Here is a 12408-nt window from a genome sequence, read left to right on the forward strand (position 1 = left end):
TCATACGTGGGGCTTTTCATTACCATTCGGCAAAATTTTTATAAGTTCAGATTTAATACTTAGTAGACGCCTGATTTAACAGGCCAAAAAGCTGATGGGAGAGGACTGAATGAGCAATGACGGCGTGAATGCAGGCCGGCGTCGCTTCTTAGTAGCAGCCACATCCGTGGTGGGTGCTGCAGGAGCGGTGGGGGCTGCGGTCCCGTTCGTGGGGTCATGGTTTCCCAGTGCCAAGGCGAAAGCCGCAGGTGCACCGGTGAAGGTGAATATCAGCAAGATCGAACCAGGCCAGCAGATGATTGCTGAGTGGCGCGGCCAGCCGGTATTCATTGTTCGTCGTACTGAGGAAATCCTGGGAAATCTGAAAAAGATCGAAGGCCAGTTGTCTGACCCCAAATCTGAGAAATCCGACCAACCCGCCTACGCCAAAAATGAAGCACGTTCGATCAAGCCAGAGATTCTGCTGCTGGTTGGCCTGTGTACCCACTTGGGATGCTCGCCCACCTTCCGCCCCGAAGTCGCCCCGGTCGATCTGGGTAAAGACTGGGTCGGTGGTTATTTCTGTCCCTGCCACGGCTCCCACTACGATCTGGCGGGGCGCGTCTACAAGTCCCAGCCCGCTCCCTTGAACCTGCCCGTGCCTCCGCATACCTACGAAACTGACGACCTCATTGTCATTGGCCTCGATAAGGAGAACGCGTGATGAGCAAGTTCATGGATTGGGTGGATGCACGCTTCCCCGCCACTAAGATGTGGGAAGACCATCTCAGCAAGTATTACGCGCCAAAAAACTTCAACTTCTTCTACTTCTTTGGTTCCCTGGCACTGCTGGTGCTGGTTAACCAGATCGTCACCGGTGTCTGGCTGACGATGAGCTACACCCCGTCGGCGGAAGAAGCGTTTGCCTCCGTCGAATACATCATGCGTGACGTCGAGTACGGCTCGATCCTGCGCCTGCTGCACTCCACCGGCGCTTCAGCGTTCTTTATCGTGGTCTACCTGCACATGTTCCGTGGTTTGCTCTACGGTTCGTACCAGAAGCCACGGGAGCTGGTGTGGGTGTTCGGTATGCTGATCTACCTGGCGCTGATGGCGGAAGCCTTCATGGGCTACCTGCTGCCATGGGGCCAGATGTCGTACTGGGGCGCCCAGGTGATCATCTCGCTGTTCGGTGCCATTCCCGTCATCGGCAACGACCTGACCCAGTGGATCCGTGGTGACTACCTGATCTCCGGTATCACCCTGAATCGCTTCTTCGCTTTGCACGTCGTAGCGCTGCCGATTGTGATCCTGGGCCTGGTGGTGCTGCACATCCTGGCGCTGCACGAAGTGGGTTCCAACAACCCGGATGGCGTGGACATCAAGAAACACAAGGACGAGAACGGCATCCCGCTGGATGGCATCCCGTTCCACCCGTACTACACCGTGAAAGACATTGTCGGCGTGGTCGTGTTCCTCTTCGTGTTCTGCTCGATCGTGTTCTTTTTCCCGGAGATGGGTGGTTATTTCCTCGAGAAGCCTAACTTCGAACAGGCGAACGCCTTCAAGACACCTGAGCACATTGCCCCGGTCTGGTACTTCACGCCGTTCTACGCGATCTTGCGGGCGATCCCCGACAAACTCATGGGCGTCATCGCCATGGGCGCGGCCATTGCGGTGCTGTTCGTGTTGCCGTGGCTCGACCGAAGCCCGGTCAAGTCCATGCGCTACAAAGGCTGGCTGAGCAAAATCTGGCTGTGGGTGTTCTGCATTGCATTCGTGATTCTGGGCGTGTTGGGCGTATTGGCGCCGACCCCTGAGCGTACGCTGCTGTCGCAGGTCTGCACCTTCCTGTACTTCGCCTACTTCATTCTGATGCCGTTCTACACCCGGCTCGAGAAGACCAAACCGGTTCCGGAAAGGGTGACTGGCTGATGAAAAAATTATTCGTTGCATTGATGCTTGCGGCGCTGCCGCTACTGTCCTTCGCTGCCGAGCACGGCGGCCCGGAACTGGAAAAAGTCGATATCGACGTGTCTGACAAGGCGGCTATGCAAGACGGCGCGCGTACGTTCGCCAACTACTGCATGGGCTGCCACAGCGCCAAGTTCCAGCGTTACGAGCGGGTGGCCGATGACCTCGGTATCCCCCATGAAATGATGCTGGAGAAGCTGGTGTTCACCGGTGCCAAGATCGGCGACCACATGAATATCGGCATGAAGCCTGCCGACGCCAAGACCTGGTTCGGCGCAGCGCCTCCTGACCTGACTCTGGTGGCACGTGTACGCGGCACCGACTGGCTCTACGGCTACCTGAAATCCTTCTACGAGGACCCGGCGCGCCCTTATGGCGTGAACAACCGTGTGTTCCCGAACGTCGGCATGCCTAACGTTCTGGTCGGCCTGCAAGGCAAGCAAGTGGTAGGATGCAAGCAGGTTCAGGTCGTCGAAGACGGCAAGAAGCAATATGATCCGTTGACCGGTACGCCTTTGACTCATGAAGCGTGCGATCAACTGAAGATAGAAACCCCTGGTTTGTTGACTGACGAGCAGTTTGACGAGAAGGTCAAGAATCTGGTGACCTTCCTGGCCTATTCCGCCAACCCGGTCAAACTGCAACACCAGCGCATCGGGACGTATGTCTTGCTGTACCTGGCTTTCTTCTTCGTATTCGCTTATCTGCTTAAACGCGAATACTGGAAGGATGTGCATTGATCCAACCGTAAGCAATTGCTGTTAATCTTGCGCGCCCAGCGGCATCTCTAACCCGTAGCGATCTGGACTTTCCAGAGGCTGCAGAGATGCTTTCTGGGCGCGCTCGTTTTTGAGCTTTCCATAATTTCAACAAGCGAGGAGGACCGCCATGGGCGTGACCAATCGGTTGGCCTGTTACTCCGACCCCGCCGACCACTATTCCCACCGAGTACGCATCGTACTCGCAGAGAAGGGTGTCAGCGCCGAGATCATCAGTGTGGAGGTGGGTCGTCATCCGCCGAAACTGATCGAAGTGAACCCTTACGGCAGCTTGCCCACCCTGGTCGATCGTGACCTGGCGTTGTGGGAGTCAACCGTGGTGATGGAATATCTGGATGAGCGTTACCCGCATCCGCCTTTGCTGCCGGTGTATCCGGTGGCCCGTGCCAACAGCCGCCTGCTGATCCATCGGATCCAGCGAGATTGGTGCGGGCTGGTGGATTTGATTCTGGATACCCGCAGCAAAGAAGCTGCTCGGGTGCAGGCGCGCAAGGAATTGCGCGAGAGCCTGACCGGTGTTTCGCCGTTGTTCGCCGATAAACCTTTTTTCCTCAGTGAGGAACAAAGCTTGGTGGATTGCTGCCTATTACCCATACTCTGGCGCTTGCCGATTCTGGGCATTGAACTGCCACGGCCGGCCAAGCCGTTGCTTGATTACATGGAGCGCCAGTTCGCGCGTGAGGCTTTCCAGGCGAGTCTGTCTGGTGTCGAACGCGATATGCGCTAAGGCTTAAGGAGCCGTTGATGAACTCCAGTCGACCTTACCTGGTCCGCGCGCTCTATGAGTGGATTGTGGATAACGATTGCACCCCGCACATGCTGGTCAATTCCGAATTTCCTGCGGTTCAGGTACCGCAGGGGTTTGCCAGTGACGGGCAGATTGTGTTGAACGTATCACCCAGTGCCGTGCGCCACCTGCACATGGACAATGAAGCGGTCAGCTTCGAAGGGCGTTTCGGCGGTGTGCCGCATACGCTGTTCGTGCCGATTGGCGCTATCCTCGGCATCTATGCCCGGGAGAACGGCCAAGGCATGGTGTTCGATCTGGAGTCGCCTTTCGAGGACGACGAAGCGATTGAAAACGAAGACGGCGATGATGTGCCGCCACCGGAGACCGAGCCGCCGCGTCCGAGCGGTCGGCCGAGCCTGAAAGTGGTGAAGTAAAGTGCGTAAGTCTTCGGGCCTACGTTAAAAAATGCCTCGGCTCTGCCGGGGCATTTTTTTGTCAAAAATTCCCCGCTGTTTCGCTGGCGGCCCCCGTGGTGAACTGATTGTTGAGGCCGTCTTGCCAGTAGACCTCGTTGATATTGCTCAGGCTGCGGATCAGGCATTTCCATTCGATGTGTTGCTGGGTCGGCCACACGACAGTACCGCTCCAGCGATTGGCTGCGCCGGGTTGCAGTGCGATGGCGTGGGCCGGGTCCCAGGCGCCGAGTTCGATAGGCGATCCCACTGCGTAGACTGCCTGGCCGAGCCCCGGCCTGACGTTGTCGCAGTGCAAAGTGGTGGTGGTGTCGGAAGGTGCCGGAGCGGCCTGCCACGAGCGGATGCGCTGCCCGTCCGCAAACAGCGCAGGGCTGAAACCGTCAGGCACCTTGGAGAGGTCGGAGTCCAAAGCGATCAGTAGGCGCTTGCGGCTGCCTTGGATGGCGGCCACCAATCCGGAATAGTGGGTCTGGAACCTGATCGGTGAATCGGCACTGATACCGGCGTCCTTGCGCAGGCTGATCAGCTTGCGGATCAGGTCGCCCCGGCCCCAGTCGTACATATCAGGCCAATACACAGTGGGCGTACCGGGGCTCAGCAGGATATAGGCATAGGCAATATTGCGTTGCGGATCGGCAAGGGACCAATGGTGCTGCCCGCCGTATTGCCCTGGCGAATAACCGGTGTCGTGGTTATCGACAAAGGTCACCGCGACCTGTCGCCATGCCGGGTCGGGGTTGCCATTCAAGCCATGGCGCCACTCGGCCAAGCTGCCATTTTGCATGCGCTCCTTGAGGGCGAAATCGAACACGCTGCAGTGGGACCGATCCGACCAGTCCTTCAACGCATCCTGCCAACTGGCCTGACTGCGCCAGTCGTTCGCCGGATACTCGCTGGGGCCTTTCCACAACTCGCCGACGCAGAACGCTTGGTCACCAAAGTTTTTCATCCACACATCGACCCGCTCCGGTGCGTAGCCGCGCGTAAAATCGAAGCGCAAGCCTTTGGCGCTGTAGTTGTCCCGCAGGTTCCTGAATTCCTGCATGAAGCGCTGCGAGACTTCCGAGTTGCTTGTGTTGAGGTCGGCCGAACCGCTCATGAACGCGTCGCCCTCATCACAGACGACGGGCGTTGTGCAGTCATCGCGCCACAGCTTGAGGCCCCTGGGGAAGCGTATCTGTTGACTCGGCAGCTTGTCGTTCATATGGTTGGGCACCACGTCGTATATTGCTTGCACGCCGGCCCCTGCCAAGGCGGCGACCGCCTGTTTGAGCTGGCTGTCACTGCCGTATCGGCTGTTCTTGTCGAAGTCGCTCCAGAAGTAACCTTCACCGCCACCGGACGTTCCCGACGCCGCGTCGCTCCAACTGGATTGATCGGTCCAGGCGGGTGGCAGCCAGATTTTGGTGAAGCCGTCCTGGCCGATAGTGGGGGCCATTTGTGCCAGCACTTCATACCATTTCTGCGGAGCATTGCGGCTGGAGTTCCAGTGGAAGCCTTGCAGCAGGATGTCTTCGCCACCGCCATTGCGCACAGTCGGCGGCGCCGCGTGGACGGTGCATGCCAGCAGCCAGACAATCGTTGTGCAATACCAGCCTGTGCGTTTCATCACCCGTCACCTGTTTGATGGAACAGGCTTTACTCTGCTACGAGGATGCAAACCCGTCTGCTGTCATAGTTGCCAGGTGCGCGAGATCGTTTGGCACTAAGATTCAGGTGTGAAGTAGCCACGCGTTATGTTCGAGTTTGAACCCCTTTGCACGGGGGGGCATGTATGGCCGGGGCTGAAAGCTGCCGGCTTGTACATGAAAGTGCGGTACAAACGGTGATCGTACAACCGCCATGGGCTATGATGCTGTTTTAGTCCGCCGAGATAGATGATTCCACATGGAAAACGCCAGCACCGCCCCTCGTCTTCCCCGCAAGCGCCGCAGCCTTGCCCAGGAATTGGTCACGGTGTTGTCCGAGCAGATCCGCGACGGCCAACTCAAGCGTGGCGACAAGCTGCCCACCGAATCGGCGATCATGGACGCCCATGGCGTCAGCCGCACCGTGGTCCGGGAAGCCATCTCCCGCTTGCAGGCGGCGGGGCAGGTGGAAACCCGTCATGGTATCGGCACCTTTGTGCTGGACACGCCTAGCCCGAGCGGCTTTCGCATCGACCCGGCCACCGTAGTGACCCTGCGTGATGTGCTGGCGATTCTCGAACTGCGTATCAGCCTGGAAGTGGAATCCGCCGGGCTGGCCGCACTGCGCCGTAGCGATGAACAGCTGGCCTCCATGCGCGCGGCCCTCGATGCCCTCAATGAAAGCGCGGCGCACGCCGGTGATGCAGTGGCCTCGGACTTCGCCTTCCACCTGGAAATTGCGTTGTCCACCGGCAACCGCTACTTCACCGACATCATGACCCACCTGGGCACCAGCATCATTCCGCGTACGCGCCTGAACTCGGCACGCCTGGCCCATGATGACCACCAGCACTACATGGGACGCCTGAGTCGCGAACACGAAGAGATTTATGAGGCGATTGCCCGCCAGGATTCGGATGCGGCGCGGGCGGCCATGCGTTTGCACCTGACCAACAGTCGCGAGCGGCTGCGCCATGCTCATGAAGAGGCAGAAGCGCAGCGGGGTTGAAGCATGAGAGCCTGGTTCACTTGACGGTCAGTTCAATCGTCCCAGAGCTTTCGGTCACACCGGACTCACTGGCTACGGCCGTATAGCCAACATAAATTTTTTCCCCGGTGTGCTTCTGCAGCTCGCTTTTAGGGATGTTGACCTGAATGTTTATGCGCCGGCGGAATTCCCCGTCCTCCGGGTCTTCGCCATGCAGGACGTACCAGTCGCCCGTTTCGGTCGCATGCGTTTTCTGTCCAGACCAGCTTGGGGATTCGGGATCATCCGTTTTATCGCTCAGGATAAAAGCGTAGATTTTCCCATCACTCGGTAAATCGGCTGTGTTCGAGATGCTCAGGCTCATTTCGGTCCCAAGGCGCGAAACAGTCACCTCGCCCTGGGCCAATGTGCCCGTCGCCGGATGGTCAAGGGTGGGGAGTGGAAGCGTCATGATGGAGTTCCTCTGGTTATGAGCGCACGATGCTCTTCAGGGGCGGCAGTGCGGCCCTGAAGAGACTTATCTACCGTGGACAGATCCTGCGTAACTGTTAGAAATAACAGTTACGACAAGCGGTCCTTCTCATGAGGTGTGTTGGGTTTGTAGTCCTTCAACAACAAATACGTACTCCAGCCCCACCAGTCATTCGTCCAGTGCTTGTCGTTCAGGTCACTGACATCTTTACGCCTTAGCACCTTATCCCCCTCCATTTTGAACAGCGGCGAGAAGTTATTCGCCGGGTTCTGTGCCGCGTTCAAATCCGGCACATACAGCGGTGCCTTGAAGTCAGCCGGGGAGGGCGCAACGCCATTGATGAAGGTTTCGAAGATCTCATCAGCGGATGCCTGAACGGCGCGTTTGACCTGTGCCCGATTGGCTGCGTCGATACTGTCGAAATAGCGTTTGTCGCCATAGGCATGCCACTCGTCACCCATGGCATTGCGTACCTTGAGACCGAACTTGCTGTCTTCATCGTGCATGAAGCGGCTGATCAGAGAACCCAATTCGCCCGGTGTGACGACCGCTGCCAGCTGTTTGCGCGGCACCCGCAGGTGCCCGGCAGAAAACAGATCGGTCAAGAAGTGATCGGCAAAGCTGTTCATGGCGTAGGCCAGTTCCAATGCCTGGTCGGTGCCGGTTTGATGCGACACCACGGCCTGTTGCAATGCGGCTGCATGCCCCGCCAGGTAGGCCGCCAGCGCCCATTCGCCGAAGTGGTCGGCATTGTCCGCCGCCAGTTTCAGGTAGCGCCCCAATGGGACCAGTGCCGACACCGCGCTGCCGCCACCGGTGATGCGGTTCCATTCCTCGGACAACGTATCACCCAGGGCATCATAGGCTTCATGGGCTTGCTTGCCGTCCTTGATCGCCTGGTTGACCGCGCTGATCTCTTTTTGCATCACCGCCAGGATTTTCGGTGCTTCGTCCCGCGCGGCTGGCAGCACGGCCAGTGAGTTGAACGCTGCGCTAAAGCGTTGCACACGATCGGCAGGTGAGGTGCCCTCGTTGATAGGCTGGCCGGGGATGCCATAAAAGTCACCGCCCAGGGCGATCACTTGCCCGTAGGTCAGTGCCAGCCCGTTGGGCAGATGCAGTTCGACTTGTCGCGCGGGAATCGCCGGTGCGTCCTTACTAAAGCGCAACAACGTATCGTCGCCGATGGCGGTGTGTTCACCCCCTTCGAAACGTAGGACTGGCGGTTTCTTTTCGGGTGCTGCGAGTTCAAGACCTGACATGTTAGCTCCTTGCTATGTCGTAGGAATCTTCCTTGATAGCTGTATGCATATACAGTTAAGCAGAGCATAGAGGAATAATTTCCTACGTCAAGAACACCGCTGCCTGAGCCGTTCAACTCACTCAAATGCACAACGCCGATGAATTGGAGTTGACGAAATTATTTATAGTTGTACGATGACGTACGACATCAACAAAACCAACAACCTTTCAATAGAAAGTCTTCGCCCAGGGTGTTCGAATAATGAATCCACAAGAACTGAAGTCCATCCTCTCCCACGGTCTGCTGTCTTTCCCGGTGACCGATTTCAATGCCCAGGGTGACTTCCACCAGGCAGGCTATATCAAGCGCCTGGAATGGCTGGCACCTTACGGCGCCACTGCTTTGTTCGCAGCGGGCGGCACCGGTGAGTTTTTCTCCCTCGCCGCCAGCGAATATTCCCAAGTGATAAAGACCGCCGTTGATACCTGCGCCACCAGCGTGCCGATCCTCGCCGGTGTCGGTGGTTCGACCCGCCAGGCCATCGAGTACGCGCAAGAGGCCGAGCGCCTGGGCGCCAAAGGCCTGCTGCTGCTGCCGCACTACCTGACCGAAGCCAGCCAGGACGGCGTTGCCGCCCACGTTGAAGCCGTGTGCAAATCGGTCAAAATCGGTGTGGTGGTCTACAACCGCAACGTGTGCCGCCTGACCGCTCCGCTGCTGGAACGCCTGGCCGAGCGCTGCCCGAACCTGATCGGCTACAAAGATGGCCTGGGTGACATCGAGTTGATGGTGTCGATCCGCCGCCGTCTAGGCGATCGTTTCAGCTACCTCGGCGGCCTGCCGACTGCAGAGGTTTACGCCGCTGCCTACAAGGCCCTGGGCGTACCGGTGTACTCCTCGGCGGTGTTCAACTTCATCCCGAAAACCGCGATGGACTTCTACCACGCCATTGCCAAGGATGATCACGCCACCGTCGCCAAGATCATCGACGACTTCTTCCTGCCGTACCTGGACATCCGTAACCGCAAGGCCGGTTATGCCGTGAGCATCGTCAAGGCGGGTGCAAAAATCGTCGGCTATGACGCAGGCCCTGTGCGCACGCCGCTGACCGATCTGCTGCCGGAAGAATACGAAGCCCTGGCCGCGCTGATCGACAAGCAAGGTCCGCAATAAATTATCCACAAGGCCGCTGAGCAATCAGCGGCCTTTTGCGTCAGGAGAAGATTCGTGTCCCAAGTAAAGCGTTTTGAGAACTACATCAACGGTGAATGGGTTGCCGGCGCCGACTACTGCGTCAACCTCAACCCGTCGGAGTTGTCCGATGTCATTGGTGAATACGCCAAGGCCGACGTCACCCAGGTCAACGCCGCCATCGACGCTGCTCGCGCCGCATTCCCGGCCTGGTCCACTTCCGGGATCCAGGCTCGCCACGATGCCCTGGATAAAGTCGGCAGCGAAATCCTCGCCCGTCGCGAAGAACTCGGCACCCTGTTGGCTCGTGAAGAAGGCAAGACCCTGCCGGAAGCCATCGGCGAAGTGACCCGCGCCGGTAACATCTTCAAGTTCTTCGCCGGTGAATGCCTGCGTTTGTCCGGCGACTACGTGCCGTCGGTACGCCCGGGCGTCAACGTGGAAGTCACCCGCGAAGCCCTGGGTGTGGTCGGCCTGATCACCCCGTGGAACTTCCCGATCGCCATCCCCGCCTGGAAAATCGCCCCGGCCTTGGCCTACGGTAACTGCGTGGTGATCAAACCGGCTGAACTGGTACCGGGCTGCGCCTGGGCCCTGGCGGAGATCATCTCCCGCGCCGGTTTCCCTGCCGGTGTGTTCAACCTGGTGATGGGCAGCGGTCGTGTGGTGGGCGATGTGCTGGTCAACAGCCCGAAAGTCGACGGCATCAGCTTCACCGGCTCCGTCGGTGTGGGTCGTCAGATCGCTGTCAGCTGTGTGTCGCGCCAAGCCAAAGTGCAGTTGGAAATGGGCGGCAAGAACCCGCAGATCATTCTCGACGACGCCGACCTCAAGCAGGCCGTCGAGTTGTCGGTACAGAGCGCGTTCTACTCCACCGGCCAGCGTTGCACGGCGTCCAGCCGCCTGATTGTCACCGCCGGTATTCACGACCAGTTCGTCGCGGCCATGGCCGAGCGCATGAAGTCGATCAAGGTCGGCCATGCGCTGAAAAGCGGCACCGACATCGGCCCGGTGGTTTCCCAGGCCCAACTGGACCAGGACATGAAGTACATCGACATCGGCCAAAGCGAAGGCGCGCGGCTGGTGAGCGGTGGTGGCCTGGTGACGTGTGACACCGAAGGCTACTACCTGGCGCCGACGCTGTTTGCCGACAGCGAAGCCGCCATGCGTATCAGCCGTGAAGAGATCTTCGGCCCGGTCGCCAACGTCGTGCGCGTGGCTGACTACGAGGCGGCACTGGCCATGGCCAACGACACCGAGTTCGGTTTGTCGGCGGGTATTGCCACCACATCGTTGAAGTACGCCAACCACTTCAAGCGTCATTCCCAGGCGGGGATGGTGATGGTCAATCTGCCGACGGCAGGTGTGGATTACCACGTTCCATTCGGTGGCCGTAAAGGCTCGTCCTATGGCTCGCGGGAGCAGGGTCGCTATGCGCAGGAGTTCTACACCGTGGTGAAAACCAGCTACATCGGTTCGTAATACGCAACACCCAGTGGGGGCCGGAGGCCTGCCGGTCCCCACGACAAAATATAGAAAACCATTACCCGCAAAAAAAATAATTAGTGGGAGTACTGCTACATGCAAGCGACCAAGCCGACCCATGTCCGCTATTTGATCCTGCTCATGCTGTTCCTGGTGACCACGATCAACTACGCCGACCGGGCGACCATTGCAATCGCGGGCTCCAGCCTGCAAAAAGACCTCGGCATCGACGCGGTCACCCTCGGTTATATCTTCTCCGCATTCGGTTGGGCCTACGTGGCCGGGCAAATCCCCGGCGGCTGGCTGCTGGACCGATTCGGCTCGAAAAAAGTCTATGCCCTGAGCATCTTCACCTGGTCACTGTTCACCGTGCTGCAAGGCTATGTCGGTGAGTTCGGTGTCTCCACCGCAGTGGTTGCGCTGTTCATGCTGCGCTTCATGGTGGGCCTGGCTGAGGCGCCGTCCTTCCCAGGTAACGCGCGCATTGTTGCTGCCTGGTTCCCGACCGCCGAACGCGGTACGGCTTCGGCGATTTTCAACTCGGCGCAGTACTTCGCCACCGTGTTGTTCGCGCCGTTGATGGGCTGGATCGTCTACAGCTTCGGCTGGCAGCACGTGTTTATCGTGATGGGCGTGATCGGCATCGTGTTCTCGCTGATCTGGCTGAAAGTTATCCACAGTCCGCGCCAGCACCCGATGATCAACGAAGCCGAGCTCAATCACATCGCCGCCAATGGCGCGATGGTCGATATGGATCAGGACAAGGGCAAGGGTAAGAAAACCGACGGTCCGAAGTGGGATTACATCCGTCAGTTGCTGACCAACCGCATGATGCTTGGCGTGTACCTGGGCCAGTACTGCATCAACGGCATCACCTACTTCTTCCTGACCTGGTTCCCGGTTTACCTGGTGCAGGACCGCGGCATGACCATCCTCAAGGCCGGTTTCATCGCCTCGTTGCCGGCGATCTGCGGGTTTATCGGTGGTGTGCTGGGCGGGGTGATTTCCGACTATCTGCTGCGCAAAGGCCATTCGCTGACGTTCGCCCGCAAGGCGCCGATCATTGCAGGCCTGCTGGTCTCCAGTAGCATCATCGCGTGTAACTACGTTGACGTTGAATGGATGGTGGTGGGTTTCATGGCTTTGGCCTTCTTCGGCAAAGGCGTTGGCGCACTGGGCTGGGCGGTCGTATCCGACACCTCGCCGAAACAAATCGCCGGGCTCAGTGGCGGCTTGTTCAACACCTTCGGTAACCTCGCGTCGATCACCACGCCGATTGTCATCGGCTACATCATCAGCACCACCGGCTCGTTCAAGTGGGCCCTGGTGTTTGTCGGCGCCAACGCACTGGTGGCGGTGTTCAGCTATCTGGTCATCGTCGGCCCGATCAAGCGTGTAGTACTCAAAGAGCCGCCAAGCAAGGGGCCTGAGTTGACCAACCTAACCGAAGCGCATTCCTGAGG

General features: G+C 58.7%; 12 protein-coding genes. 9 read left to right on the top strand and 3 right to left on the bottom strand.

Annotation, left to right across the window (positions count from 1 at the left end):
- Nucleotides 1-109 precede the first annotated feature (109 nt).
- The 5 genes from petA to FBY10_RS01335 all read left to right on the top strand — a co-directional run bounded on the left by petA (nucleotide 110) and on the right by FBY10_RS01335 (nucleotide 3896).
- Nucleotides 110-703 (top strand): ubiquinol-cytochrome c reductase iron-sulfur subunit, encoded by a 594-nt coding sequence (petA, locus tag FBY10_RS01315; RefSeq protein ID WP_027604843.1) that lies wholly within the window; start codon nucleotides 110-112, stop codon nucleotides 701-703.
- The gene (locus FBY10_RS01320) at nucleotides 703-1914 is read left to right on the top strand and encodes a cytochrome bc complex cytochrome b subunit (protein ID WP_003171746.1); all 1212 of its coding nucleotides are present in this window, start codon (nucleotides 703-705) and stop codon (nucleotides 1912-1914) included. The genes petA and FBY10_RS01320 overlap by 1 nt, the downstream gene beginning before the upstream one ends.
- On the top strand, nucleotides 1914-2693 hold the full coding sequence (locus FBY10_RS01325) for a cytochrome c1 (protein ID WP_145335348.1): 780 nt from the start codon (nucleotides 1914-1916) through the stop codon (nucleotides 2691-2693). Before FBY10_RS01320 ends, FBY10_RS01325 begins: the two co-directional genes overlap by 1 nt.
- Nucleotides 2694-2841: 148 nt before the next feature.
- On the top strand, nucleotides 2842-3459 hold the full coding sequence (locus tag FBY10_RS01330; protein WP_027604841.1) for a glutathione S-transferase N-terminal domain-containing protein: 618 nt from the start codon (nucleotides 2842-2844) through the stop codon (nucleotides 3457-3459).
- Nucleotides 3460-3476: 17 nt separating this feature from the next.
- On the top strand, nucleotides 3477-3896 hold the full coding sequence (locus FBY10_RS01335) for a ClpXP protease specificity-enhancing factor (RefSeq protein ID WP_131698448.1): 420 nt from the start codon (nucleotides 3477-3479) through the stop codon (nucleotides 3894-3896).
- A gap of 61 nt (nucleotides 3897-3957) precedes the next feature.
- On the opposite strand, the gene FBY10_RS01340 is transcribed toward FBY10_RS01335, so the two are convergent.
- On the bottom strand, nucleotides 3958-5547 hold the full coding sequence (locus tag FBY10_RS01340) for a glucan 1,4-alpha-maltotetraohydrolase domain-containing protein (RefSeq protein WP_145335345.1): 1590 nt from the start codon (nucleotides 5545-5547) through the stop codon (nucleotides 3958-3960).
- Between the two features lie 278 nt (nucleotides 5548-5825).
- On the opposite strand from FBY10_RS01340, the gene FBY10_RS01345 reads away from it, so the two are divergent.
- Entirely contained in the window at nucleotides 5826-6575 is a 750-nt protein-coding gene (locus FBY10_RS01345) for a FadR/GntR family transcriptional regulator (protein ID WP_131698446.1), read from the top strand.
- A gap of 16 nt (nucleotides 6576-6591) precedes the next feature.
- Here the strand turns inward: FBY10_RS01345 and FBY10_RS01350 are convergent, their stop codons facing one another.
- Both FBY10_RS01350 and FBY10_RS01355 read right to left on the bottom strand, forming a co-directional pair.
- Nucleotides 6592-7005 (bottom strand): hypothetical protein, encoded by a 414-nt coding sequence (locus FBY10_RS01350; RefSeq protein WP_131698445.1) that lies wholly within the window; start codon nucleotides 7003-7005, stop codon nucleotides 6592-6594.
- Nucleotides 7006-7115: 110 nt separating this feature from the next.
- Complete coding sequence (locus FBY10_RS01355; RefSeq protein ID WP_131698444.1) at nucleotides 7116-8288, bottom strand: phospholipase; 1173 nt, start codon at nucleotides 8286-8288, stop codon at nucleotides 7116-7118.
- Nucleotides 8289-8530: 242 nt separating this feature from the next.
- Between FBY10_RS01355 and kdgD the strand changes: the two genes are divergently transcribed.
- The 3 genes from kdgD (at nucleotide 8531) to FBY10_RS01370 (ending at nucleotide 12406) form a co-directional block, all read left to right on the top strand.
- The gene (kdgD, locus tag FBY10_RS01360) at nucleotides 8531-9442 is read left to right on the top strand and encodes a 5-dehydro-4-deoxyglucarate dehydratase (RefSeq protein WP_027604837.1); all 912 of its coding nucleotides are present in this window, start codon (nucleotides 8531-8533) and stop codon (nucleotides 9440-9442) included.
- A 54-nt stretch (nucleotides 9443-9496) separates the two neighbouring features.
- The gene (locus FBY10_RS01365) at nucleotides 9497-10942 is read left to right on the top strand and encodes an aldehyde dehydrogenase family protein (protein WP_027604836.1); all 1446 of its coding nucleotides are present in this window, start codon (nucleotides 9497-9499) and stop codon (nucleotides 10940-10942) included.
- A 99-nt stretch (nucleotides 10943-11041) separates the two neighbouring features.
- On the top strand, nucleotides 11042-12406 hold the full coding sequence (locus FBY10_RS01370) for an MFS transporter (RefSeq protein ID WP_131698442.1): 1365 nt from the start codon (nucleotides 11042-11044) through the stop codon (nucleotides 12404-12406).
- Nucleotides 12407-12408: the final 2 nt, after the last annotated feature.

Source organism: Pseudomonas sp. SJZ103 (assembly GCF_007828335.1).
GTDB lineage: Bacteria > Pseudomonadota > Gammaproteobacteria > Pseudomonadales > Pseudomonadaceae > Aquipseudomonas.

Excerpts from the sequence above, each read along its gene's own strand:
- petA (WP_027604843.1), top strand. The coding sequence starts at position 110 with ATGAGCAATGACGGCGTGAATGCAGGCCGGCGTCGCTTCTTAGTAGCA.
- FBY10_RS01320 (WP_003171746.1), top strand. The coding sequence starts at position 703 with ATGAGCAAGTTCATGGATTGGGTGGATGCACGCTTCCCCGCCACTAAG.
- FBY10_RS01325 (WP_145335348.1), top strand. The coding sequence starts at position 1,914 with ATGAAAAAATTATTCGTTGCATTGATGCTTGCGGCGCTGCCGCTACTG.
- FBY10_RS01330 (WP_027604841.1), top strand. The coding sequence starts at position 2,842 with ATGGGCGTGACCAATCGGTTGGCCTGTTACTCCGACCCCGCCGACCAC.
- FBY10_RS01335 (WP_131698448.1), top strand. The coding sequence starts at position 3,477 with ATGAACTCCAGTCGACCTTACCTGGTCCGCGCGCTCTATGAGTGGATT.
- FBY10_RS01340 (WP_145335345.1), bottom strand. The coding sequence starts at position 5,547 with ATGAAACGCACAGGCTGGTATTGCACAACGATTGTCTGGCTGCTGGCA.
- FBY10_RS01345 (WP_131698446.1), top strand. The coding sequence starts at position 5,826 with ATGGAAAACGCCAGCACCGCCCCTCGTCTTCCCCGCAAGCGCCGCAGC.
- FBY10_RS01350 (WP_131698445.1), bottom strand. The coding sequence starts at position 7,005 with ATGACGCTTCCACTCCCCACCCTTGACCATCCGGCGACGGGCACATTG.
- FBY10_RS01355 (WP_131698444.1), bottom strand. The coding sequence starts at position 8,288 with ATGTCAGGTCTTGAACTCGCAGCACCCGAAAAGAAACCGCCAGTCCTA.
- kdgD (WP_027604837.1), top strand. The coding sequence starts at position 8,531 with ATGAATCCACAAGAACTGAAGTCCATCCTCTCCCACGGTCTGCTGTCT.
- FBY10_RS01370 (WP_131698442.1), top strand. The coding sequence starts at position 11,042 with ATGCAAGCGACCAAGCCGACCCATGTCCGCTATTTGATCCTGCTCATG.